The organism is Streptomyces sp. WG5 (assembly GCF_049974565.1).
Classification (GTDB): domain Bacteria; phylum Actinomycetota; class Actinomycetes; order Streptomycetales; family Streptomycetaceae; genus Streptomyces.
Genome location: NZ_JBNGGC010000018.1, coordinates 95960 through 119639, shown reverse-complemented (window position 1 = coordinate 119639; position 23680 = coordinate 95960). Strand labels below are relative to the sequence as shown.

Sequence of the window (23680 nt, the reverse complement as noted above, 5' to 3'; positions counted from 1 at the left end):
CTCGTGGACGGGCCGACGGGAACCGGCCCGGGCCGAGCATGCCAGGAGAGGCCGAAGGGCCGCTGCCCCTTGAGCGGCTGCGGCCCTTCGTGCGGATGTGTCCGCGGTGCGCGGGTGCGCGGGTGTGCGTGCGGGGACTACAGCACGCGCACCGCACCGCTCGGCGGGTCGTACGACAGCGACGCCTTGACGACGCCGGTGGACGAGTTCTGCGCGCCGACGAACATGCCGTCACCGACGTACACGCCCACGTGGTACGCGCTGCCCGCACCGCCCCAGTACAGGATGTCGCCCGGCTGGAGGTTGTCCAGTCCGACCTGGGTGCCGGCGGTCGACTGGGCCTGGGAGACGCGCGGCAGGTCGATGTTGACCTGCTTGAAGGCGGCCTGCACCAGGCCGGAGCAGTCCCACGAGTTGGGGCCGGTACCGCCGGAGACGTAGGCGTCGCCGACCTGGGACTGCACGAAGGAGACGACCGCGGCGGCCGAACCGGTGGCCGAGGACGAGCTGCTGCTGCCGACGCTGCTGCCCGAGCCGTCGGAGGACCCGGTGTCCACCGAGGCGCTCAGGGTGGCGCGCTCGGCGCTGCGCGAGGCGCGCTCGGCGGCCGCCTGGCGCGCGGCCTCCGCGGCCTTCCGCTTGTCTTCCGCGGCCTTCTTCTTGGCCTCGGCGAGGTCCGCCTCGGCCTTCTTGGCGGCCTGCGCGGCGGCCGCGTCACGCTCGGCCTGCAGCTCGTAGCTCGCGGCCGCCTGCTGCGTGACGTCCGCGGACTGGGCGATCTGAGCGGCCAGGTCGGCCGTCAGGGTGGGCAGTTCGAGGGTCTGCGTCACCGGTTCGGCCGCGTTGGCCGAACCCGACGCCCCGGCCACTGCCAGGGTGCTGAGGACGCCACCGGCAACTCCGGCCCGCATCGCGATGGTCGACGCGCTGCGGCGGGGCTTCCGGTGGCTGCGTATGTGAGCGGTGTGGGACATAGGGACAACCGGTATCAGGAGCTCCTCCATACCTTCAAGAAACGTGGGCTGCGCCACAGTTGTTCAATCAGGAGTCGAATCCCGGGCGTGTCGCTCCTTATTGACGCCCTAGCGGACATTGCGGGCGGTCCGTAACCGGCCTGTGATCACGGTCTTTGATCGTTACGCCCGAATTGCCCCGCGCTTACCACTTGTTGGGACAGTTGGCCAAGCCCGGTTCTCAGACGTCTCTCATGGATGTGGCGCACGTCACGGAACGGTTGCCCCGTCGGCCGCGTCCGTGGCGCGAGGCCGGGTCCCTCGCGCTCGTGAACGCGCGCACGCGTCCACATCGCACCCGGCACCTCCCTCCGATGTGTGAACGCGCCCTCTATCAAGTGATCCCGTCCGGCGCGAATTTGCATGCAAGGGAAGCATCTTGATATGGAGACGCCCCCTGATCGCCCCCTCTGGCCAGCGACGGAGAGCGAAAATGTCACCTCTGGTGATCAGGTGAACGCTTCTTGTGTGAAGATCACCGCTCATCCGACTTCATGATCCTTCGTCAGGTGGTGGAGATCACAAAGCTTGTGCGATACCCCGTGTCGCAGATCACAGAGCGGCGGGCATAGGATGCGAGGCAGTTGGGCTTGTGACCTGCTTCACATGTTCGCGATCTTCGCCGGGACGAGCGGGGCTCGTGGGGCTGCTGGGGCGGTGGTGAGTCCGATGCAACCTCCCCGGTCTCGGCTTCGCTCGACCAGGGGGGAGCCCATGCAGTCAATGCCGACTGAGAGGAGCGAGGAGCGGTGAACGCGTATGCGCCCATCCTCGTACTGGGAGCCCTCGGGGCAGGCTTTGCGATCTTCTCCGTGGTCATGGCCACGCTGATCGGTCCGAAGCGGTACAACCGGGCGAAGCTCGAGGCCTACGAGTGCGGCATCGAGCCGACCCCCACGCCGGCCGGCGGCGGGCGCTTCCCCATCAAGTACTACCTGACGGCGATGCTCTTCATCATCTTCGATATCGAGATCGTCTTCCTCTACCCCTGGGCCGTCACCTTCGACGCCCTGGGGATTTTCGGGCTCGTGGAGATGCTGCTCTTCGTGCTCACCGTCTTCGTCGCGTACGCGTACGTATGGCGGCGCGGCGGCCTGGAATGGGACTGAGGGGCCTTTGACATGGGACTCGAAGAAAAACTGCCGAGCGGCTTCCTGCTGACCACCGTCGAGCAGGCCGCGGGCTGGGTACGCAAGTCGTCCGTCTTCCCCGCCACCTTCGGCCTCGCCTGCTGTGCCATCGAGATGATGACCACCGGCGCCGGCCGCTACGACCTGGCGCGCTTCGGCATGGAGGTCTTCCGCGGGTCACCGCGGCAGGCCGACCTGATGATCGTCGCGGGCCGGGTCAGCCAGAAGATGGCGCCGGTGCTGCGGCAGGTCTACGACCAGATGCCGAACCCGAAGTGGGTGATCTCCATGGGGGTCTGCGCCTCGTCGGGCGGCATGTTCAACAACTACGCGATCGTCCAGGGCGTCGACCACATCGTCCCGGTCGACATCTATCTCCCCGGCTGCCCGCCGCGGCCCGAGATGCTGATGGACGCCATCCTCAAGCTCCACCAGAAGATCCAGAGCTCCAAGCTCGGGGTGAACGCAGAGGAAGCGGCCCGTGAGGCGGAGGAAGCGGCGCTCAAGGCCCTGCCCACCATCGAGATGAAGGGGCTGCTGCGGTGAGCGACGCGAAGAACACGTCGGGTGACGCGGACAAGGCCGCGGGCGGCGCCAACGACGCGGCGGGTGCCGCGAACGGGGTGAACCCGGAGAAGGACCTCTCCGCGGAGAACCTCCCCGGCCAACGCGGCCAGGGCGGCGAGGAGATCCGCGTCCAGCGCGGCATGTTCGGCGCCAACAACGGCGGCGACACCTCCGGCTACGGCGGCCTGGTCCGCTCCGTCCGGCTCCCCGGACCGGCGAGCAGGCCCTACGGCGGGTGGTTCGACGAGGTCGCCGACGAACTCGAGGGCGCGCTCGAGGAGCAGGGACTCCTGCCCGGCAACGCCATCGAGAAGACGGTCGTCGACCGCGACGAGCTGACCTTCCACATCGAGCGCGAGCATCTGGTCCGCGTCGCCCGCACGCTGCGCGACGACCCGGCCCTGCGGTTCGAGTTCTGCACCGGCGTCAGCGGCGTCCACTACCCGCACGACAAGGGCCGCGAGCTGCACGCCGTCTACCACCTGCGCTCGATCACCCACAACCGGCTGATCCGCCTCGAAGTCAGCGCCCCCGACAGCGATCCGCACATCCCGTCACTGGTCTCCGTCTACCCGACGAACGACTGGCACGAGCGCGAGACGTACGACTTCTTCGGTCTCGTCTTCGACGGCCACCCGGCCCTGACGAGGATCATGATGCCGGACGACTGGCAGGGCTTCCCGCAGCGCAAGGACTACCCCCTCGGCGGCATCCCCGTCGAGTACAAGGGCGCCCAGATCCCGGCTCCGGACCAGCGGAGGTCGTACTCGTGAGCAGCACACAGTCAGCGTCCGCGGCCTCCGCGCGCGAGACCACCGAAGGCACCGTCTACACGGTCACCGGCGGTGACTGGGACGAGGTCGTCCAGTCCGCCGCCCGCACCGACGACGAGCGCATCGTCGTCAACATGGGCCCGCAGCACCCCTCCACCCACGGCGTCCTCCGCCTCATCCTGGAGATCGACGGCGAGACGGTCACCGAGGCCCGCTGCGGCATCGGCTACCTGCACACCGGCATCGAGAAGAACCTCGAGTACCGGACCTGGACGCAGGGCACCACGTTCGTGACGCGCATGGACTACCTGACGTCGTTCTTCAACGAGACGGCGTACTGCCTGGGCGTCGAGAAGCTCCTCGGCATCGAGGACGAGATCCCGGACCGTGCCACGGTCATCCGGGTCCTGCTGATGGAGCTGAACCGGCTCTCCTCGCACCTGGTGTGCATCGCCACCGGCGGCATGGAACTCGGCGCCACCACGATCATGATCTACGGCTTCCGCGACCGTGAGCTGGTCCTCGACATCTACGAGCTGATCACCGGCCTCAGGATGAACCACGCGTACATCCGCCCGGGAGGACTCGCCCAGGACCTGCCGCCCGGCGCGGTGGACCAGATCCGCGAGTTCGTGAAGAAGATGAAGAAGAACCTCCCGGAGTACGACAAGCTCGCCACCGGGAACCCCATCTTCAAGGGCCGCATGCAGGACGTCGGCTACCTCGACCTGGCCGGCTGCATGGCCCTCGGTGCCACCGGCCCCGTCCTCAGGTCCACCGGCCTGCCGCACGACCTGCGCAAGACCCAGCCGTACTGCGGCTACGAGACGTACGACTTCGACGTCCCGACCGCCGACACCTGTGACGCCTACGGCCGCTTCCTGATCCGGCTGGAGGAGATGCGCCAGTCGCTCCGGATCATCGAGCAGTGCCTGGACCGGCTCCAGCCCGGGCCGGTCATGGTCGGCGACAAGAAGATCGCCTGGCCCGCCCAGCTCGCCCTGGGACCGGACGGACTGGGCAACTCCCTCGACCACATCAAGAAGATCATGGGCACCTCCATGGAGGCCCTGATCCACCACTTCAAGCTGGTCACCGAGGGCTTCCGGGTGCCACCGGGCCAGACCTACACGGCGGTCGAGTCGCCCAAGGGCGAGCTCGGGGTGCACGTCGTCTCCGACGGCGGCACCCGCCCCTTCCGGGTCCACTTCCGCGACCCGTCCTTCACCAACCTGCAGGCCATGGCGGCGATGTGCGAGGGCGGCCAGGTCGCCGACGTCATCGTGGCCGTGGCGTCCCTCGACCCCGTGATGGGAGGCGTCGACCGGTGACCACCTCTTCTTCGGAGCGGGGCGTCAGCCTGGGCATGCCGGAACTGCCCGCGCCCGCCTACCCGGACGACGTCCGGGCCCGGCTGGAGACCGACGCGCGCGAGATCATCGCCCGCTACCCGGACTCCCGGTCCGCCCTCCTGCCGCTGCTGCACCTCGTGCAGTCGGAGGAGGGACACGTCACGCGCACCGGGATGCGGTTCTGCGCGGACGTGCTGGACCTGACCACGGCCGAGGTCACCGCGGTCGCCACCTTCTACACCATGTACCGGCGCAGGCCGAGCGGCGACTACCAGGTCGGCGTCTGCACCAACACACTGTGCGCGGTCATGGGCGGCGACGCGATCTTCGAGTCCCTCCAGGAGCACCTGGGCGTCGGCAACGGGGAGACCACCGAGGACGGCAAGGTCACCCTGGAGCACATCGAGTGCAACGCGGCCTGCGACTTCGCGCCGGTCGTGATGGTCAACTGGGAGTTCTTCGACAACCAGACCCCGGCGAGCGTCAGGCGCCTCGTCGACGACCTGCGCGCGGGACGGACGGTGACGCCCACGCGCGGTGCGCCGATCTGCACCTTCAAGGAGACGGCCCGGATCCTGGCGGGCTTCCCCGACGAGCGGGACGGCGCCGTCGCGGCCGGCGGCAGCGCGGGTCCCGCCTCCCTGGCCGGGCTCAAGCTGGCCAAGGGCGAGGCGCCCGCCGCGCGCGTGGTGCACCCGCGGGACGGCGGACCGCACGACGCGCCGCAGGACCGGGCCGTGCACGACCCGTCCCCGACGGAACACCTCAGCTCGCACGACGCGCCGCTGGACACATCGGCATCCGACCCTTCCAACCCGGCAGGGCCTACCGCCGAGGAGGGGGAGTGATGACCGTGGCAGCCGAGATCAAGGGCACCAGTCCGGAGAAGCTGCTCGCACCCGTGCTGTCGGCCTTCTGGGACGAGGACGAGTCCTGGACTCTGGACGTCTACCGGAGGCACGAGGGGTACGAGGGGCTCCGCAAGGCGCTGGCGATGTCGCCCGACGACCTGATCGCGTACGTCAAGGAATCGGGTCTGCGCGGACGCGGCGGCGCGGGGTTCCCGACGGGGATGAAGTGGCAGTTCATTCCCCAGGGAGACGGCAAGCCCCACTATCTGGTGGTCAACGCCGACGAGTCGGAGCCGGGGACCTGCAAGGACATCCCGCTCCTCTTCGCGAACCCGCACAGCCTCATCGAGGGCATCGTCATCGCGTGCTACGCCATCAGGTCTTCGCATGCCTTCATCTATCTGCGTGGTGAAGTCGTCCCCGTGCTGCGGCGGTTGCACGAGGCCGTGCGCGAGGCCTACGCGGCCGGCTTCCTCGGCGAGAACATCCTGGGCAGCGGACTCGACCTCGAACTCACCGTGCACGCGGGCGCGGGCGCGTACATCTGCGGTGAGGAGACCGCACTGCTCGACTCGCTCGAAGGCCGCCGGGGTCAACCGCGGCTCCGTCCCCCCTTTCCTGCTGTGGCCGGCCTCTACGCCTGCCCGACTGTGGTGAACAACGTCGAATCGATCGCGTCGGTTCCCGCGATCCTGAACAAGGGCAAGGACTGGTTCAGGTCGATGGGCAGCGAGAAGTCCCCGGGCTTCACGCTCTACTCCCTCAGCGGCCACGTCGCGGGCCCCGGCCAGTACGAGGCCCCGCTCGGCATCACGCTGCGCCAGCTCCTCGACATGAGCGGCGGCATGCGCCCCGGCCACCGGCTGAAGTTCTGGACGCCGGGCGGCTCCTCGACGCCGATGTTCACCGACGAGCACCTCGACGTCCCCCTCGACTACGAAGGAGTGGGCGCCGCCGGTTCCATGCTCGGCACCAAGGCGCTCCAGTGCTTCGACGAGACGACCTGCGTCGTGCGCGCCGTCACCCGCTGGACCGAGTTCTACGCCCACGAGTCCTGCGGCAAGTGCACACCGTGCCGCGAGGGAACGTACTGGCTCGTCCAGCTGCTGCGCGACATCGAGGCCGGCAAGGGCTCGATGAGCGACCTCGACAAGCTGAACGACATCGCCGACAACATCAACGGCAAGTCCTTCTGCGCCCTCGGCGACGGTGCCGCCTCGCCGATCTTCTCCTCGCTCAAGTACTTCCGCGAGGAGTACGAGCAGCACATCACGGGACGCGGCTGTCCCTTCGACCCGGCCAAGTCGACGGCCTGGGCCGACCGCACGGAGGTGAAGGCATGACCGTGACCACCCATGCTCCCTCGGGTGGGGGAGAGGCGGCGGTCCCGCCGGAGGACCTCGTATCGCTGACGATCGACGGCGTCGAGATCAGCGTGCCCAAGGGCACCCTGGTCATCCGGGCCGCCGAGCAGCTCGGCATCGAGATCCCCCGGTTCTGCGACCACCCCCTCCTCGACCCGGCCGGCGCCTGCCGCCAGTGCATCGTCGAGGTCGAGGGCCAGCGCAAGCCCATGGCCTCCTGCACCATCACCTGCACCGACGGGATGGTGGTGAAGACCCACCTGACCTCGCCCGTCGCCGAGAAGGCCCAGCACGGTGTGATGGAGCTGCTGCTCATCAACCACCCGCTGGACTGCCCGGTCTGCGACAAGGGCGGCGAGTGCCCGCTGCAGAACCAGGCGATGTCGCACGGCCAGGCCGACTCCCGCTTCGAGGGCAGGAAGCGGACCTACGAGAAGCCCGTGCCGATCTCCACGCAGGTGCTGCTCGACCGCGAGCGGTGCGTGCTGTGCGCGCGCTGCACCCGGTTCTCCAACCAGGTCGCGGGCGACCCGATGATCGAGCTGATCGAGCGCGGCGCGCTCCAGCAGGTCGGCACCGGAGAGGGCGACCCCTTCGAGTCGTACTTCTCCGGCAACACCATCCAGATCTGCCCGGTCGGCGCGCTCACCTCGGCGGCGTACCGGTTCCGCTCCCGCCCCTTCGACCTGATCTCCTCGCCGTCCGTGTGCGAGCACTGCTCCGGCGGCTGCGCGACCCGCACCGACCACCGGCGCGGCAAGGTCATGCGGCGCCTCGCGGCCGACGATCCCGAGGTCAACGAGGAGTGGATCTGCGACAAGGGGCGCTTCGCCTTCCGGTACGCGCAGCAGCGGGACCGGCTGACGACGCCGCTGGTGCGCAACGCCGAGGGCGACCTGGAGCCGGCCTCCTGGCCGGAGGCCCTGCAGATCGCCGCGCAGGGGCTGCTCGCCTCGCGGGGCCGGACCGGTGTGCTGACCGGCGGCCGGCTCACCGTGGAGGACGCCTACGCGTACAGCAAGTTCGCGCGCGTGGCACTCGACACCAACGACATCGACTTCCGCGCGCGCGTGCACAGCGCCGAGGAGGCCGACTTCCTGGCCTCCCGGATCGCCGGCCGCGGACGCGACCTCGACGGTACGGGCGTCACGTACACCGCGCTGGAGAAGGCGCCCGCCGTCCTGCTGGTCGGGTTCGAGGCCGAGGAGGAGGCGCCCGGCGTCTTCCTGCGGCTGCGCAAGGCCTGGCGCAAGCACGGGCAGAAGGTCTTCTCGCTGGCCACGCACACCACACGGGGACTGGAGAAGGCCGGCGGCACCCTGCTCCCGGCCGCTCCCGGCACCGAGACCGAGTGGCTGGACGCCCTCGCGAGCGGCGTCGGCCTGGAGAACGACGGGGCACGGGCCGCCGAGGCCCTGCGCGCCGAGGGTGCCGTGATCGTCGTCGGGGAGCGGCTGGCGGCCGTGGCCGGCGGCCTCACCTCCGCCGTACGGACCGCCACCGCGACCGGTGCCCGGCTGGTGTGGATCCCGCGCCGGGCCGGGGAGCGAGGCGCGATCGAGGCGGGTGCGCTGCCGTCGCTGCTGCCGGGCGGCCGTCCGGCGACCGACGCCCGCGCGCGCGAGGAGGTCGCCGCGGTCTGGGGCCTGGCCGACCTCCCGCACCGTTACGGCCGTGACACCGGCGAGATCGTGGAGGCCGCGGCCCGGGGAGAGCTGCAGGCCCTGCTGGTGGCGGGCGTGGAGGTCGCCGACCTGCCCGACCCGGCACGCGCGCGTGCGGCACTCGCCGAGGCCGGCTTCGTGGTGTCGCTGGAGCTGCGGCCCAGCGAGGTCACCGAGCTCGCCGACGTCGTCCTGCCCGTCGCCGCGGTCGCCGAGAAGGCCGGGACCTTCCTGAACTGGGAGGGCCGGGCGCGGTTCTTCGAGGCCGCGCTCAAGCCCGACCAGATGACCCGCCGCCTCGCGCCCGCCGACGCCCGTGTGCTCCAGATGCTCGCCGACGCCATGGACGTACACCTGGGTCTGCCGGATCTGCGCACCACGCGCGCGGAGATCGACCGGCTCGGCACCTGGGACGGGCCGTGCGCCGGTGAACCGCTGCAGACCGCGAGCGCGCTGCCGCGGCCGGCCGCCGGGGAGGCCGTACTGGCCGGGCACCGGCTGCTGCTGGACCAGGGCCTCCTCCAGCGGGGCGACGAGGCGCTCGCCGGTACCCGGCACGCCGCACGCGCGCGCGTGTCGGCCGCCACGGCCGCCGAGGCGGGCGTCAAGGACGGCGACCTCCTGGCCGTGACCGGCCCCGCCGGAGTCGTCGAACTCCCGCTGCAGGTCACCGAGATGCCCGACCGGGTGGTCTGGCTCCCGCTGAACTCGGCCGGCACCGGCGTCGCCTCCGGCGCCGGGGCGCTGCCCGGAAACCTCGTCCGCATCGGTCCGGCGACGCCCGCCGCTGGGGCCCCCAAGGAGGTGGAGGCATGAGCCCGTACCTCGCCGCTGAAGACCTCTCGATGTTCGGCACCGACCCCTGGTGGCTGGTCGTCATCAAGGCGGTGTTCTGCTTCGCCTTCCTGATGGTGACCGTGCTGTTCTCCATCGTGTGGGAGCGCAAGGTCGTCGCCTGGATGCAGTTGCGCATCGGCCCGAACCGGCACGGCCCCTGGGGCCTGCTCCAGTCGCTCGCCGACGGCATCAAGCTGATGCTCAAGGAAGACGTCGTCGTCAAGCGCGCCGACAAGGCGGTGTACGTCCTCGCGCCGATCGTCGCGGCCATCCCCGCCTTCATGGCGATCGCGGTGATCCCGTTCGGACCGGCCGGCAACGAGGTCTCGATCTTCGGCCACCGCACCGCCATGCAGCTCACCGACCTGCCGATCGCGCTGCTGTTCATCCTGGCGGTCGCCTCGGTCGGCATCTACGGCATCGTGCTCGCGGGCTGGAGTTCCGGCTCCACGTACCCGCTGCTCGGCGGACTGCGCTCCTGTGCGCAGATGATCTCCTACGAGATCGCGATGGGCGCCGCGTTCGCCTCGGTGTTCCTCTACTCGGGGTCGATGTCGACCTCGGAGATCGTCTCCCAGCAGGGTGACCGCTGGTACATCGTGCTGCTGCCGGTCTCCTTCATCCTCTACGTCGTCACCATGATCGGCGAGACCAACCGCGCCCCCTTCGACATGCCGGAGTCCGAGGGCGACCTGGTGGGCGGCTTCAACACCGAGTACTCCTCGATCAAGTTCGCGATGTTCATGCTCGCCGAGTACGTGAACATGGTGACGGTCTCGGCGGTCGCCACCACGCTGTTCCTCGGCGGCTGGCGGGCCCCGTGGCCGGTCAGCACCTTCTGGGAGGGCGCCAACCACGGCTGGTGGCCGCTGCTCTGGTTCGTGGTCAAGGTCCAGTTGCTGCTGTTCTTCTTCATCTGGCTGCGCGGCACGCTCCCCCGGGTCCGCTACGACCAGCTGATGAAGCTCGGCTGGAAGGTCCTCATCCCGGTCTCCCTGGTCTGGCTGATGCTGGTCGCGACCGTGCGGGCCCTCAGGAACGAGGGCTACGACTTCACCGACATCGCCCTTTACGTCGCCGGCGGTGTCCTGGCCCTGCTGGTGCTGTCCTTCGTCGTCGACATGTACCGCGAGAAGGGCAAGCAGGCCGAGGGACCCGTGGAGGAGCCGGCCGCCTTCGACCCGATGGCCGGCGGATTCCCCGTACCGCCGATGCCCGGCCAGGAGCTGCCACCGGTGCCGCGACGCCGTCCGCGCCGCGAGCGGGAACTGATCGTCAGTGGCGGACCCGATACTCGGAGTGACGAATCTCCGGGCGGATCTACGGATGGAAAGGAGGCGTCCGATGGCTGAGGAACCCAAGGAGACCGACCCCGGTTTCCTGAACCCCGTGGCCGGCTTCGGCGTGACCTTCAAGGCCATGTTCAAGAAGCGGCTGACCGAGCAGTACCCGGAGCAGCAGAAGACCACCGCTCCGCGTTTCCACGGGCGGCACCAGCTCAACCGCCATCCGGACGGCCTGGAGAAGTGCGTCGGCTGCGAGCTGTGTGCCTGGGCGTGTCCCGCCGACGCCATCTACGTGGAGGGTGCGGACAACACCGACGAGGAGCGCTACTCGCCCGGTGAGCGGTACGGCCGCGTCTACCAGATCAACTACGCCCGCTGCATCCTGTGCGGCCTGTGCATCGAGGCGTGCCCCACGCGCGCGCTGACGATGACCAACGAGTTCGAGCTGGCCGACTCCAGCCGCGCCAACCTCATCTTCACCAAGGAGCAGCTGCTGGCCGGCCTGGAGGAGGGCATGGTCGACTCGCCCCACGCCATCTACCCGGGCATGGACGAGCAGGACTACTACCGGGGCCTGGTCACCGAGGCCGCCCCCGGGACGGTCCAGCAGGTCGCCCACTCCGAGGGAGAGGTCGTCCAGGAGGCCGACTCGACCTTCGGCGGGACCGAACCGGCGTCGGAGGAGGTGATCCGCCGATGACCGGGCAGCTCGCCGCCGCAGCGACTCTCGCTGCCGGCACCTCGACCGGAGAGGCCGTCCAGTTCTGGATCCTCGGCACGGTCGCGGTGATCGGCGCCCTGTGCACCGTCTTCATGAAGAGGGCCGTGCACAGTGCGCTCTGCCTCGCCGGGACCATGATCATCCTGGCGGTGTTCTACCTCGCCAACGGCGCCTACTTCCTCGGCGTGGTGCAGATCATCGTCTACACCGGCGCGATCATGATGCTGTTCCTGTTCGTGGTGATGCTCGTCGGTGTCACCGCGGCGGACTCCCTGAAGGAGACCATCAAGGGCCAGCGCTGGCTGGCGCTGCTGTCCGGGCTCGGCTTCGGCATCCTGCTGATCGCCGGCATCGGCAACGCGTCCGTCACGGAGTTCAGCGGCCTCGCCCAGGCGAACGCGAACGGCAACGTGGAGGGCATCGCGTCCCTCATCTTCACCAAGTACGTCTTCGCCTTCGAGATCACCGGCGCCCTGCTCATCACGGCCGCGGTCGGCGCCATGGTGCTCACCCACCGCGAGCGCACCGAACGGGCGGCGACCCAGCGCGAACTGGCCGAGCGGCGCGTCCGCGAGGGCAAGCACCTGCCGCCGCTGCCGGCGCCCGGCGTGTATGCCCGGCACAACGCGGTCGACATCGCGGGCCTGCTGCCCGACGGCACCCCGTCCGAGCTCACCGTCAGCAGGACACTGCGCGAACGGGGCCAGATCCGCGACGTGTCGATGGAGGCGCTGGGTGATCTGAAGGCGCTGGAGCAGCGGTCCGAGGAGCGCCTCGAGCGCAGGGCGGTCGAGTCCGGCAACTCCAAGCGGTCCGAGGAGGCGCCGAAGTGAACCCCGTCAACTACCTCTACCTCGCGGCCCTGCTGTTCACGATCGGTGCCACCGGCGTACTGATCAGGCGCAACGCGATCGTGGTCTTCATGTGCATCGAGCTCATGCTCAACGCCTGCAACCTCGCGTTCGTCGCCTTCTCCCGGATGCACGGCAACCTCGACGGCCAGATCATCGCCTTCTTCACGATGGTCGTCGCCGCCGCGGAGGTCGTGGTCGGGCTCGCGATCATCGTGTCCCTGTTCCGTTCCCGCCACTCGGCCTCGGTCGACGACGCCAGCCTGATGAAGCTGTGAGGGGTCGCTAGAACCGTGACTAACGCAGAGAATCTGATTGCGCTGCTGGTGGCGGCGCCCCTGCTCGGAGCGGTGGTCCTGCTGTGCGGCGGGCGCCGGCTGGACGCCGTCGGCCACTGGATCGGCACGCTGCTCGCGGCGGCCTCCTTCGTGATCGGTGTCGTCCTCTTCACCGACATGCTCGGCAGCGGCGCCGAGGACCGCACCCTGACCCAGCACCTGTTCAGCTGGATCCCGGTGGAGGGCTTCCAGGCCGACGTCGCCTTCCGGCTCGACCAGTTGTCGATGACGTTCGTCCTGCTGATCACCGGCGTCGGCTCGCTCATCCACCTGTACTCGGTCGCGTACATGGAGCACGACGAACGCCGCCGCCGCTTCTTCGGCTACCTGAACCTGTTCCTCGCGGCGATGCTGCTGCTGGTCCTCGCCGACAACTACCTGCTGCTGTACGTCGGCTGGGAGGGCGTCGGCCTCGCCTCCTACCTGCTGATCGGCTTCTGGCAGCACAAGCCCAGCGCCGCCACCGCGGCGAAGAAGGCCTTCCTGGTCAACCGCGTCGGCGACATGGGCCTGTCCATCGCGATCATGCTGATGTTCCTGTGGTTCGGCACCTTCGCCTTCGGGCCGGTGCTCGGCGGCCACGGGGAGGCCGGACTCGCAGGCGGAGCCGACGAGGGCAAGCTCACCGCGATCGCGCTGATGCTGCTGCTCGCCGCCTGCGGCAAGTCCGCCCAGGTGCCGCTGCAGTCCTGGCTCGGGGACGCGATGGAGGGCCCGACCCCGGTCTCGGCCCTCATCCACGCCGCGACCATGGTGACGGCGGGCGTGTACCTGATCGTCCGTTCCGGCGCCATCTTCAACGGCGCGCCCGACGCGCAGCTGGTGGTCACCATCGTCGGCGCGGTCACGCTGCTGTTCGGTGCGATCGTCGGTTGCGCCAAGGACGACATCAAGAAGGCACTGGCCGGCTCGACCATGTCGCAGATCGGCTACATGGTGCTGGCCGCCGGCCTCGGTCCCATCGGCTACGTCTTCGCGATCATGCACCTGGTGACGCACGGCTTCTTCAAGGCCGGGCTGTTCCTCGGCGCGGGCTCGGTCATGCACGGCATGAACGACGAGGTCGACATGCGCCGCTACGGCGGGCTGCGGAGATACATGCCGGTCACGTTCGTCACCTTCGGCCTCGGCTATCTCGCCATCATCGGCTTCCCGGGGCTGTCCGGCTTCTTCTCCAAGGACAAGATCATCGAGTCGGCGTTCGCCAAGGGCGGCACCGAGGGCTGGATCCTCGGCGCCTGCGCCCTGCTGGGCGCGGCCCTCACGGCGTACTACATGACGCGCGTGATGCTGATGACGTTCTTCGGCGAGGAGCGCTGGCGCAACGTCCCGACGCCGTCGCCCGCGAAGTCCGACGTGGAGCCCGCGGCCGAGACACGCGGCGCGTACACGCCGCCCCACCCGCACGAGTCGCCGAAGATCATGACGATCCCGATGATCGTGCTGGCCGTCGGTTCGGTGTTCGGCGGCGCGTTCTTCAGCATCGGCGACCGCTTCGTGCACTGGCTGGAGCCCATCACCGGACACGACCACGGCCACGCCCCGATCAGCGCCCTGACGGTCACCATCTCCACGGTCGCCGTGATGGTGATCGGCGTGGCGGTCGCCTGGGCGCAGTACGGCCGCCGTCCGGTCCCGGCCGTCGCCCCGCGCGGGTCGCTGCTCACCCGGGCCGCCCGGCGCGACCTGCTCCAGGACGACTTCAACCACGTCGTCCTGGTGCGCGGCGGCGAGCACCTCACGCGCTCCCTGGTCTACGTCGACCACAGCCTGGTCGACGGGGTCGTCAACGGGACGGCGGCCTCGGTCGGCGGTCTGTCCGGGCGGATGCGCAAGCTGCAGAACGGGTTCGCGCGCAGTTACGCGGTCTCGATGTTCGGCGGTGCGGCGGTCCTCGTCGCCGCGACCCTGCTGATGAGGGCGGTCTGATACCGATGTCCTTTCCCCTGCTCACAGTCACGGCGGCCCTTCCGGCCGTCGGGGCGATCGCCACGGCCGCGGTGCCGGCCGCGAAACGCACCGCTGCCAAGTGGCTGGCGCTGCTGGTCTCGCTGGCCACGCTCGCGCTGGCGATCGCGGTCCTCATCCGTTTCGACCCCGACGGCGACCGCTACCAGCTCACCGAGTCCCACTCCTGGATCGCGGAGTTCGGCGTCCGGTACGAGCTGGGCGTGGACGGCATCGCGGTGGCGCTGATCGCGCTGACCGCCCTGCTGATCCCGTTCATCATCCTCGCGGGGTGGCACGACGCCGATCCCCTGGAGACCGGCAGCAGCCGGTGGCGGCCGACGCAGGGCTTCTTCGCCCTGATCCTGGCCGTCGAGGCGATGGTCATCATCTCCTTCGAGGCCACCGACGTCTTCCTCTTCTACATCTTCTTCGAAGCCATGCTGATCCCGATGTACTTCCTCATCGGCGGCTTCGGGGACCGGGCCCACGAGCACGGTGAGAAGACGGCGGCGACGCAGCGGTCGTACGCCGCCGTGAAGTTCCTCCTTTACAACCTGGCCGGCGGTCTGATCATGCTGGCCGCGGTGATCGGGCTGTACGTGGTCGCCGGGAACTTCTCGCTCACCGAGATCGCCGAGGCCCGGGCGAGCGGCGAACTGGACATGGCGACCAGCACGGAGCGGTGGCTGTTCCTCGGCTTCTTCTTCGCCTTCGCGGTGAAGGCGCCGCTGTGGCCGCTGCACACCTGGCTGCCCAACGCCATGCAGGAGTCGACCGCCCCGACCGCCGTGCTCATCACGGCGGTCGTCGACAAGGTCGGGACCTTCGCGATGCTCCGCTTCTGCCTCCAGCTGTTCCCGGAGGCGAGCAAGTGGGCGACGCCCGTCGTTCTCGTCCTGGCGGTCATCAGCATCATCTACGGGGCGCTGCTCGCGGTCGGCCAGCGCGACATCAAGCGGCTGATCGCCTACGCGTCGATCTCCCACTTCGGTTTCATCATCATGGGCATCTTCGCGATGACCAGCCAGGGCCAGTCCGGCGCGACCCTGTACATGGTCAACCACGGGATCTCGACCGCCGTCCTGATGCTGATCGCCGGTTTCCTGATCTCGCGGCGCGGCTCGCGGCTCATCGCCGACTACGGCGGAGTGCAGAAGGTCGCCCCGGTGCTCGCCGGCACCTTCCTGATCGGCGGCCTGGCGACCCTGTCGCTACCGGGTCTCGCGCCCTTCGTCAGTGAGTTCCTGGTCCTGGTCGGGACGTTCACGCGCTATCCGGTGATCGGCATCATCGCCACCTTCGGCATCGTTCTCGCCGCGCTCTACACCCTCGTCCTCTACCAGCGGACGATGACGGGCCCGGTGAAGCCGGAGGTGTCGGCGATGCCCGACCTGCGGGTGCGTGAGCTGGTGGTCGTGGCGCCGCTGGTGGCGCTGCTGATCTTCCTGGGCGTCTACCCGAAGCCCCTCACGGACATCGTCAACCCCGCGGTGGAGCAGACCATGTCCGACGTACAGAAGAAGGACCCCGAGCCTGAGGTGGAGGCGGCCAAGTGAGCGCAACAGCCGTCCACAGCCTGTGGACAACGGCGGCTGCCGATCCGATCGCGAAGATCGACGCGCCGAAGATCGAGTACGGGCAGCTGTCGCCCGTCCTCATCGTCATCGGCGCGGCGATCATCGGGATCGTGATCGAGGCCTTCGTGCCGCGCAGGTCCCGCTACTACGTGCAGACCTTCGTGTCCGCCGTCGCGCTCGTCGCCGCCTTCGCCGCGGTCGTCGCGCTCGCGGCGGGCGGATACGGCACGACCAAGGCGGGCATCGCGGCGATGGGCGCCATCGCCGTCGACGGACCGGCCCTGTTCCTGCAGGGCACGATCCTGCTGGCGAGTCTGGTCGGACTGTTCACCTTCGCCGAGCGGCGCCTCGACCCGGAGGCGCACGGCAACCGCGTCGACTCCTTCGCCGCGCAGGCCGCGTCCGTGCCGGGCAGCGAGAGCGAGCAGAAGGCGGTGAAGGCGGGGTTCACCACCACCGAGGTGTTCCCGCTGCTGCTCTTCGCCGTCGCCGGCATGCTGGTCTTTCCGGCGGCCAACGACCTGCTGACGCTGTTCGTGGCCCTGGAGGTCTTCTCCCTCCCGCTGTACCTGCTGTGCGCGCTGGCCCGCCGCAAGCGGCTGATGTCGCAGGAGGCGGCGGTCAAGTACTTCCTGCTCGGCGCGTTCGCCTCCGCGTTCACCCTGTTCGGCATCGCCCTGCTCTACGGCTACGCGGGCTCCATGTCGTACGGCACGATCGCGCAGGTCGTCGACGGCACCGTGCAGAACGTCACCCCGGCGCTCGCCGACACCATGGGCAACGACGCGCTGCTGCTCGTCGGGTCCGCGCTGATCGTCATGGGCCTGCTGTTCAAGGTGGGCGCGGTGCCGTTCCACATGTGGACGCCGGACGTGTACCAGGGCGCGCCGACACCGGTGACCGGCTTCATGGCGGCGGCGACCAAGGTGGCGGCCTTCGGCGCGCTGCTCCGCATCCTCTACGTCGTCCTGCCCGGCCTGCGCTGGGACTGGCGGCCGGTGATGTGGGGCGTGGCGATCGTCACCATGCTGGCCGGCGCGATCGTCGCGATCACGCAGACCGACATCAAGCGGCTGCTGGCGTACTCGTCGATCGCGCACGCGGGCTTCATCCTCGCCGGTGTCATCGCGACCACGCCGGACGGCGTCTCGTCCGTCCTCTTCTACCTGGCCGCGTACTCCTTCGTCACGATCGGCGCCTTCGCGGTCGTCACGCTGGTGCGCGACGCGGGCGGCGAGGCGACGCACCTGTCGAAGTGGGCCGGGCTCGGGCGCAGGTCGCCGCTGGTGGCGGCCGTGTTCGCGGTGTTCCTGCTGGCCTTCGCGGGCATCCCGCTGACCTCCGGGTTCTCGGGCAAGTTCGCCGTGTTCAAGGCGGCGGCGGAGGGCGGCGCGGCCCCGCTGGTCGTGATCGGTGTGCTCTCGTCGGCGATCGCGGCGTTCTTCTACATCCGCGTGATCGTCCTGATGTTCTTCAGTGAGCCGCGGCCGGAGGGCCCGACCGTCGCGGTGCCGTCGCCGCTGACGATGACGGCGATCGGTGTGGGTGTGGCGGTCACGGTGGTACTGGGCGTGGCGCCGCAGTACTTCCTGGACCTGGCGGGGCAGGCGGGGGTGTTCGTGCGCTGACGCGGCGCTCGCGCCTCTGTGGCAGCGGCCCGGCTCCTCTCGGGGAGGCCGGGCCGCTGCCGTGTGTGCGGGGGCTACTCGGCGCTGGGGCGGGCCTTGATGGCGGTCAGGTCCAGGTCCATCGGGAAGGGCGCGCTCACCTTCATGCGCTCGCGGAAGATGCCGACGCTGGTGTAGGCCTTGACTGCGGGCTCAAGCTCGAAGGCGTGCACCACCGCAAGCCCCTTCTCGCTCTCGACGCGCCAATAGTGCGGGATCTTCGCCCTGGCGTACTTCAGAGGCTTGGTCTCGCGGTCTCGTGAGACCGAGTCGGTGGAGACCACCTCGACCGCCAGCGTGACGGCCGATGACGGAAACCGGGTCTGAGCCGACTCAGTCCAGGCATCGGCCCGCAACAGAATGACGTCCGGCTCCGGCCTGTTCTGCGCGTCGATGTCGATCGTGAACTCACGGAAGACCTCGAACTCGGCAGGGGCCAGCGACTGCAACTGCCACTTGAAGAAGTCGACAGCTCGTTCATGAAAAGCGGTCTGCGGACTCACGAACACGAGGCTCCCGTCGATCAGCTCCGTGTGCGGAGGCAGGTTCGGAAGCCGGTCCAGGTCGTCCGCGGTCCAGCCGCCCTCCGGCGGGATCGGCCAGTCGGGCGTGGACGCCTTCGGTGCGACGCTCATCAGTGCTCCCATGGGACGGAGTCTCGCGGGTGCAATCAGACTATCCGCCGGAAACGGACGGGTCTCCCGCGAACGTGTGAACGACTGTCGTGTCCTTGACGCGGGTGACGATCGCTACGGTGTGCGGCCTGTGGATAACTCCGGGGCTGTCGGCGCGGCCCCCTATCGTTGAGGCAGTGGTCGGGACAGGGCGGACCGGACGGACAGGACGGGACCAGAAGGCCCGGACGGGCGAGGCAGGACGTACGGGGGACGAGGCGATGGGCGGGACGGGCGTGATCGGCGAGATGGCAGAGGCAGTACAGGCGAGGGACGTGGACAGCGAGGCGCTGGCCACGCTGAACCGGGTCTTCGGGTACGAGGCCTTCCGCGGCGAGCAGGAGGCGGTCGTCGACCACGTGATCGCGGGCGGCGACGCCGTCGTGCTCATGCCGACCGGTGGCGGCAAGTCGCTGTGCTACCAGATCCCGTCCCTGGTCCGGCCCGGCACGGGCATCGTGGTCTCGCCGCTGATCGCGCTGATGCAGGACCAGGTGGACGCGCTGCGGGCGCTCGGTGTGCGCGCCGGGTTCATGAACTCCACGCAGGACTTCGACGAGCGGCGGGTGGTGGAGGCCGAGTTCCTCGCCGGCGAACTGGACCTGCTGTACCTGGCGCCGGAGCGGCTGCGTCTGGAGGGCACCCTCGACCTGCTCTCCCGGGGCAAGATCTCCCTCTTCGCGATCGACGAGGCGCACTGCGTCTCCCAGTGGGGCCACGACTTCCGGCCCGACTACCTCGCCCTGTCGCTGCTCGGTGAGCGCTGGCCGGACGTGCCCCGCCTGGCGCTCACGGCGACGGCCACGCACGCGACGCACCGCGAGATCACCGAGCGGCTGAACATGCCGACGGCGCGGCACTTCGTGGCGAGCTTCGACCGGCCCAACATCCAGTACCGGGTCGTGCCGAAGTCCGACCCGAAGAAGCAGCTGCTGAGCTTCCTGCGCGAGGAGCACCCCGGGGACGCGGGCATCGTGTACTGCCTGTCGCGCAACTCCGTCGAGAAGACCGCCGAGTTCCTGTCGCGCAACGGAGTCGAGGCGGTGCCGTACCACGCGGGCCTCGACGCGGGCACCCGCGCGGCCCACCAGTCGAGGTTCCTGCGGGAGGACGGCCTGGTGGTCGTGGCGACCATCGCCTTCGGCATGGGCATCGACAAGCCGGACGTGCGGTTCGTCGCCCACCTGGACCTGCCCAAGTCGGTGGAGGGTTACTACCAGGAGACCGGGCGCGCCGGGCGTGACGGGCTGCCGTCGACGGCCTGGATGGCGTACGGCCTCAACGACGTCATACAGCAGCGCAAGCTGATCCAGTCCGGTGAGGGTGACGAGGTGTTCCGCCGCCGGGCCCAGTCCCACCTGGACGCGATGCTCGCCCTGTGCGAGACCGCCCAGTGCCGCCGCGGCCAGCTCCTCGCCTACTTCGGGCAGGACCCGGACCCGGCCGGCTGCGGCAACTGCGACACCTGTCTCACCCCGCCGGAGACCTGGGACGGCACGGTCCCGGCACAGAAGGTGCTGTCGACGGTGGTGCGGCTGAAGCGGGAGCGCGGGCAGAAGTTCGGCGCGGGACAGATCATCGACATCCTGCTGGGCAAGCGCACCGCCAAGGTGATCCAGTTCGACCACGACCAGCTCTCCGTGTTCGGCATCGGCGAGGAGCTGACCGAGGGCGAGTGGCGTGGCGTCGCCCGGCAGATGCTGGCCCAGGGGCTGCTCGCGGTCGAGGGCGAGTACGGCACGTTGGTGCTGACCGAGAACAGCGGGGCGGTACTGCGGCGGGAGCGGGAGGTGCCGCTGCGGAAGGAGCCCAAGAAGCCGGCCGCGGCCCGGTCGGCGAGCGGTGGACGCGGGGACCGCAAGTCCAAGGCCGCCGTGGCCGAACTGCCCGACGCACTGCTCCCCGCCTTCGAGGCGCTGCGGGCCTGGCGTGCGGAGCAGGCCCGCGAGCACGGCGTTCCGGCGTACGTCATCTTCCACGACGCCACGCTCCGGGAGATCGCCACCGCCTGGCCCACATCGATCGGGCAGCTCGGAGGCATCAGCGGGGTCGGTGAGAAGAAGCTGGCGACGTACGGGGAGGGCGTACTGGAGGTGCTGGCGGGACTGGAGGGACCGGCGGCGGCGCCTGCCCCGGGGCGTCCGCCGGCCGCCCCCCGCCCCGGCACGGACGACACGGACGCCTGGCCCGAGGCGGAGCCGGAGCCGGAGCCCGAGCCCGACGAGTGGATATAGGGGGTCTGCTGAAGGCCAGGGCGAGCCGCGCCCGTCGGGCGTCCCGCGTGGCGCGGCTGCCTAGGCCAACGCCGTCAGGCCCGGGGCAAAGGTGATCAGCAGAGGAAGCAGGGGGACCAGGGCGGCTGTCGCGGTGGTCAGGGCCCGGTGCCGGGGGAGCAGGCGGGGCGGGGGTTCGAGGAGGCGGTCGACGCGTTCGCCGAGGAGGCGGTGGCTGGAGGAGCAGGACAGGACACCGCGGTGCTGGTTCAGCTCGATCAGGGCCAGCGCGGTGGTCAGGTGACCGCAGCGGCGGGAGGCGGTGTCGTCGGCGGAGAGTTCGACCAGGCGGTGGGTCTGGTCGCAGAAGTGAGCGAAGAGGGGGACCCGCGGGAAGCCGGTGGCGAGGGCGGTGGACAGGTGGAGCAGCCAGTCGTGGCGGGCCCGGGCGTGGCCGCGCTCGTGGGTGAGGACGGCGTCGAGCTGGTGGTCGGTGAGGCGCTGCAGGGCGCCGGTGGTGACGATCAGCTGGGGCGGGTTGCCGGGCATCCACCAGGCGTCCGGGTACTCGTCCTCCAGGACCAGCAGGGGGCCGCGGGCGGCGGGGAGTCCGGCGGGCAGGTCGGGAGCACGTTCGCGCAGGTGGGCACGTGACTGGGCGCGTCGGCGGCGCGCCTCGACGAGCTCGCGGGCGAGCATGGCGGTCGTCCAGGCGGCGCCGCCTGCCAGCAGCAGGGTGAGGGCGGCCGCCCAGGGCGAGCCGGCGGAGAGGTTGTAGGCAGCGGTCACCGCCGGCGGCGCCGGCGCGAAGAGCTGGGCGCGGACGGTGCCGAAGACGGCGGCGGCGCCGAGGACGAGTGCCGTCAGACAGCACAGCAGGACGGTGGCGACCAGGCACTGCCACACCCACAGCGCGACCACCGGGTCCCGTTCGGGCCACGCGGACCGGGTCAGTGCGCGCGGCACCGGCACCGCGGCGGTCACGGCGACGACGAACAGCAGGAGCAGGCAGACGGTCATGCCACGGGCTCCGGATCCTGGTCAGAAGGGCGGCTCTGGCTGTGGTGCGGTTCTGGCTGTGGTGCGGTTCTGGTGGGCGGCGCCGAGGCGTCGGTGTGTCGTGGGACACCTCGGTGTCCCGGTGGTCGTCGCACGGGTGCGGAGAGGCCGCGCACACCGCCCGACGCCAGTATGACGGTGCCGGGCGGTGTGAGTCAGGCCCCAGCGGTCAACTGATCCGGCCGGGCGGCAGTCCAGATGCGCTTCCCACCGGTCCGTGGCCCGGTGGAGCCCTGTGAGTTGTCGTCCGGTCGGTGGCCGGGGGGAGTTCTGTGAGTTGTCGTCCGGTCGGTGGCCGGGGGGAGTTCTGTGAGCTGTCGTCCGGTCGGTGGCCCGGCGGAGCCCTGTGAGCTACCGCCCGGTCCGTGGTCCGGTCACCCGTCCGGTCACCTCGCCCAGGCCCACCCGGGTGCCGCCCGGACCCGGGGCCCAGGCGGACAGGGTCACCACGTCCCCGTCCTCCAGGAACGTCCGTTTGCCGTCGGGGAGTTCGAGGGGGTCGCGTCCGTTCCAGGTCAGTTCGAGCAGGGACCCGCGCTCCCGCTCCGCCGGCCCGCTCACCGTGCCGGATCCGTAGAGGTCGCCCGTGCGCAGGCAGGCGCCGTTGACGGTCATGTGGGCCAGCTGCTGGGCGGCCGTCCAGTACATGGTGGAGAACGGCGGCTCGGACACGACGTGGCCGTTGACGGCGACGGAGATCCGCAGGTCGTAGCCTCCGGGCTCGTCCCGCTCCCCGGTCGTGTCGTCCAGGTAGGGCAGCAGTTCGTGCGTGCGCTCCGGCGGGGCCACCCGCGCCTCCTCCAGGGCGTCCAGCGGCGTGATCCAGGCCGACACGGACGTGGCGAAGGACTTGCCGAGGAACGGACCGAGGGGGACGTACTCCCAGGCCTGGACGTCCCGCGCGGACCAGTCGTTGAGCAGGCAGAGCCCGAAGACGTGCTCGCGGAAGTCACCGAGCGCCACCGGGCTCCCCGGTTCGGACGGCACGCCCACCACGAAGCCGACCTCCGCCTCGATGTCCAGGCGGACGGACGGGCCGAAGACGGGTGCGGCGTCGGCCGGGGCCTTGCGCTGCCCGGACGGCCGTACGACGTCCGTTCCCGACACGACGACGGTGCCGGAGCGGCCGTGGTAGCCGATCGGGAGGTGCTTCCAGTTCGGGGTGAGGGAGTCGGCGGCGTCGGGGCGGAAGATCTGGCCGACGTTCCGGGCGTGGTTCTCGGAGGCGTAGAAGTCGACGTAGTCCGCGACCTCGAAGGGCAGATGGAGGGTCACCGACGAGAGGGGGTGGAAGAGGGGTTCCAGGGTCTCGCGGTGGGAGGGGACGGTCACCCAGGCCGTCAGGGCGCGCCGTACGTCGGACCAGGCGGTGCGGCCGGCCGCCAGCAACGGGTTCAGGGTGGGCCGTGCGAGCAGGGAGGCGTACGGCGAGCCGAGCGCGTGGGCCGCCGCGCCGGCGTCGAGGACGTGGTCGCCGAGCCGGACGCCCACCGTCCGCTCCTGCGTGCCGGGGATCGAGAACACGCCGTACGGAAGGTTGTGCGGGCCGAAGGGGTCGCCCTCGGGGACATCGAAGGGGGGCATCGGGTGCTGCCTCGCTTTCGTGCTCGCCATGTGCGCCGTGCGCGCCGTGTGCGCCACGTGGTTCGTGGCCGGGCCACACGTTACGGGTGGCATACCGGTCTTGGGCAGTGTGCCGGGAGGCGGCGGTGCGTGGCGGGGGAGGGCGTGTCCGGTGGGCTGACGCGCGCCCAGTGGCCCGGGTGCCGGTGCGGAAGGCGGGCAGAGTGACC

The 23680-nt window shown here is 70.0% G+C and carries 19 protein-coding genes; 15 read left to right on the top strand and 4 right to left on the bottom strand.

All coding sequences use genetic code 11. The annotated features are described in order from the left end of the window. Positions 1 to 137: 137 nt before the first annotated feature. Positions 138 to 974, bottom strand: a complete 837-nt coding sequence (locus tag ACP4IX_RS20700; protein ID WP_426556309.1) for a C40 family peptidase — start codon at positions 972 to 974, stop codon at positions 138 to 140. A gap of 788 nt (positions 975 to 1762) precedes the next feature. Between ACP4IX_RS20700 and ACP4IX_RS20695 the strand changes: the two genes are divergently transcribed. The 14 genes from ACP4IX_RS20695 to nuoN all read left to right on the top strand — a co-directional run bounded on the left by ACP4IX_RS20695 (position 1763) and on the right by nuoN (position 17902). Then, entirely contained in the window at positions 1763 to 2122 is a 360-nt protein-coding gene (locus ACP4IX_RS20695) for an NADH-quinone oxidoreductase subunit A (protein ID WP_003974383.1), read from the top strand. A 12-nt stretch (positions 2123 to 2134) separates the two neighbouring features. After that, a complete protein-coding gene (locus tag ACP4IX_RS20690) occupies positions 2135 to 2689 on the top strand; it encodes a NuoB/complex I 20 kDa subunit family protein (RefSeq protein ID WP_018528252.1) in 555 nt (184 codons plus the stop codon). 77 nt (positions 2690 to 2766) lie between these two features. Next, a complete protein-coding gene (locus ACP4IX_RS20685; protein WP_426556351.1) occupies positions 2767 to 3483 on the top strand; it encodes an NADH-quinone oxidoreductase subunit C in 717 nt (238 codons plus the stop codon). After that, complete coding sequence (locus ACP4IX_RS20680; protein WP_426556308.1) at positions 3480 to 4814, top strand: NADH-quinone oxidoreductase subunit D; 1335 nt, start codon at positions 3480 to 3482, stop codon at positions 4812 to 4814. The genes ACP4IX_RS20685 and ACP4IX_RS20680 overlap by 4 nt, the downstream gene beginning before the upstream one ends. Next, entirely contained in the window at positions 4811 to 5683 is an 873-nt protein-coding gene (gene nuoE, locus ACP4IX_RS20675) for an NADH-quinone oxidoreductase subunit NuoE (RefSeq protein WP_426556307.1), read from the top strand. Before ACP4IX_RS20680 ends, nuoE begins: the two co-directional genes overlap by 4 nt. Continuing rightward, on the top strand, positions 5680 to 7029 hold the full coding sequence (gene nuoF, locus ACP4IX_RS20670; RefSeq protein ID WP_426522299.1) for an NADH-quinone oxidoreductase subunit NuoF: 1350 nt from the start codon (positions 5680 to 5682) through the stop codon (positions 7027 to 7029). Before nuoE ends, nuoF begins: the two co-directional genes overlap by 4 nt. Next, on the top strand, positions 7026 to 9530 hold the full coding sequence (locus tag ACP4IX_RS20665) for an NADH-quinone oxidoreductase subunit G (RefSeq protein ID WP_426556306.1): 2505 nt from the start codon (positions 7026 to 7028) through the stop codon (positions 9528 to 9530). Before nuoF ends, ACP4IX_RS20665 begins: the two co-directional genes overlap by 4 nt. Continuing rightward, on the top strand, positions 9527 to 10903 hold the full coding sequence (gene nuoH, locus ACP4IX_RS20660; RefSeq protein WP_426556305.1) for an NADH-quinone oxidoreductase subunit NuoH: 1377 nt from the start codon (positions 9527 to 9529) through the stop codon (positions 10901 to 10903). Before ACP4IX_RS20665 ends, nuoH begins: the two co-directional genes overlap by 4 nt. Next, entirely contained in the window at positions 10896 to 11537 is a 642-nt protein-coding gene (gene nuoI, locus ACP4IX_RS20655) for an NADH-quinone oxidoreductase subunit NuoI (protein WP_426522302.1), read from the top strand. Before nuoH ends, nuoI begins: the two co-directional genes overlap by 8 nt. Beyond that, positions 11534 to 12391, top strand: coding sequence for an NADH-quinone oxidoreductase subunit J (locus tag ACP4IX_RS20650; protein ID WP_426556304.1), 858 nt, complete (start codon positions 11534 to 11536; stop codon positions 12389 to 12391). Before nuoI ends, ACP4IX_RS20650 begins: the two co-directional genes overlap by 4 nt. Then, positions 12388 to 12687: an NADH-quinone oxidoreductase subunit NuoK gene (nuoK, locus tag ACP4IX_RS20645; RefSeq protein ID WP_003974374.1), complete on the top strand. Its 300-nt coding sequence runs from the start codon at positions 12388 to 12390 to the stop codon at positions 12685 to 12687. The genes ACP4IX_RS20650 and nuoK overlap by 4 nt, the downstream gene beginning before the upstream one ends. A gap of 15 nt (positions 12688 to 12702) precedes the next feature. After that, positions 12703 to 14676 carry an NADH-quinone oxidoreductase subunit L gene (gene nuoL / locus ACP4IX_RS20640; protein WP_426556303.1) on the top strand — a complete coding sequence of 658 codons (1974 nt, stop codon included), beginning with the start codon at positions 12703 to 12705 and terminating at the stop codon, positions 14674 to 14676. 5 nt (positions 14677 to 14681) lie between these two features. Beyond that, positions 14682 to 16253 carry an NADH-quinone oxidoreductase subunit M gene (locus ACP4IX_RS20635; RefSeq protein WP_426522305.1) on the top strand — a complete coding sequence of 524 codons (1572 nt, stop codon included), beginning with the start codon at positions 14682 to 14684 and terminating at the stop codon, positions 16251 to 16253. Further along, positions 16250 to 17902 carry an NADH-quinone oxidoreductase subunit NuoN gene (gene nuoN / locus ACP4IX_RS20630; protein ID WP_426556302.1) on the top strand — a complete coding sequence of 551 codons (1653 nt, stop codon included), beginning with the start codon at positions 16250 to 16252 and terminating at the stop codon, positions 17900 to 17902. Before ACP4IX_RS20635 ends, nuoN begins: the two co-directional genes overlap by 4 nt. A 74-nt stretch (positions 17903 to 17976) precedes the next feature. On the opposite strand, the gene ACP4IX_RS20625 is transcribed toward nuoN, so the two are convergent. Continuing rightward, the gene (locus ACP4IX_RS20625) at positions 17977 to 18576 is read right to left on the bottom strand and encodes a Uma2 family endonuclease (RefSeq protein ID WP_426556301.1); all 600 of its coding nucleotides are present in this window, start codon (positions 18574 to 18576) and stop codon (positions 17977 to 17979) included. Positions 18577 to 18836: 260 nt separating this feature from the next. Here ACP4IX_RS20625 and recQ point away from each other — a divergent pair, with 260 nt between their 5' ends. Beyond that, positions 18837 to 20849, top strand: a complete 2013-nt coding sequence (recQ, locus tag ACP4IX_RS20620) for a DNA helicase RecQ (protein WP_426556350.1) — start codon at positions 18837 to 18839, stop codon at positions 20847 to 20849. A gap of 60 nt (positions 20850 to 20909) precedes the next feature. Here recQ and ACP4IX_RS20615 read toward each other — a convergent pair whose 3' ends face one another. Beyond that, positions 20910 to 21848 (bottom strand): M56 family metallopeptidase, encoded by a 939-nt coding sequence (locus ACP4IX_RS20615; RefSeq protein WP_426522307.1) that lies wholly within the window; start codon positions 21846 to 21848, stop codon positions 20910 to 20912. Positions 21849 to 22238: 390 nt separating this feature from the next. Further along, a complete protein-coding gene (fahA, locus tag ACP4IX_RS20610; protein WP_426522308.1) occupies positions 22239 to 23471 on the bottom strand; it encodes a fumarylacetoacetase in 1233 nt (410 codons plus the stop codon). Between the last annotated feature and the right edge of the window lie 209 nt (positions 23472 to 23680).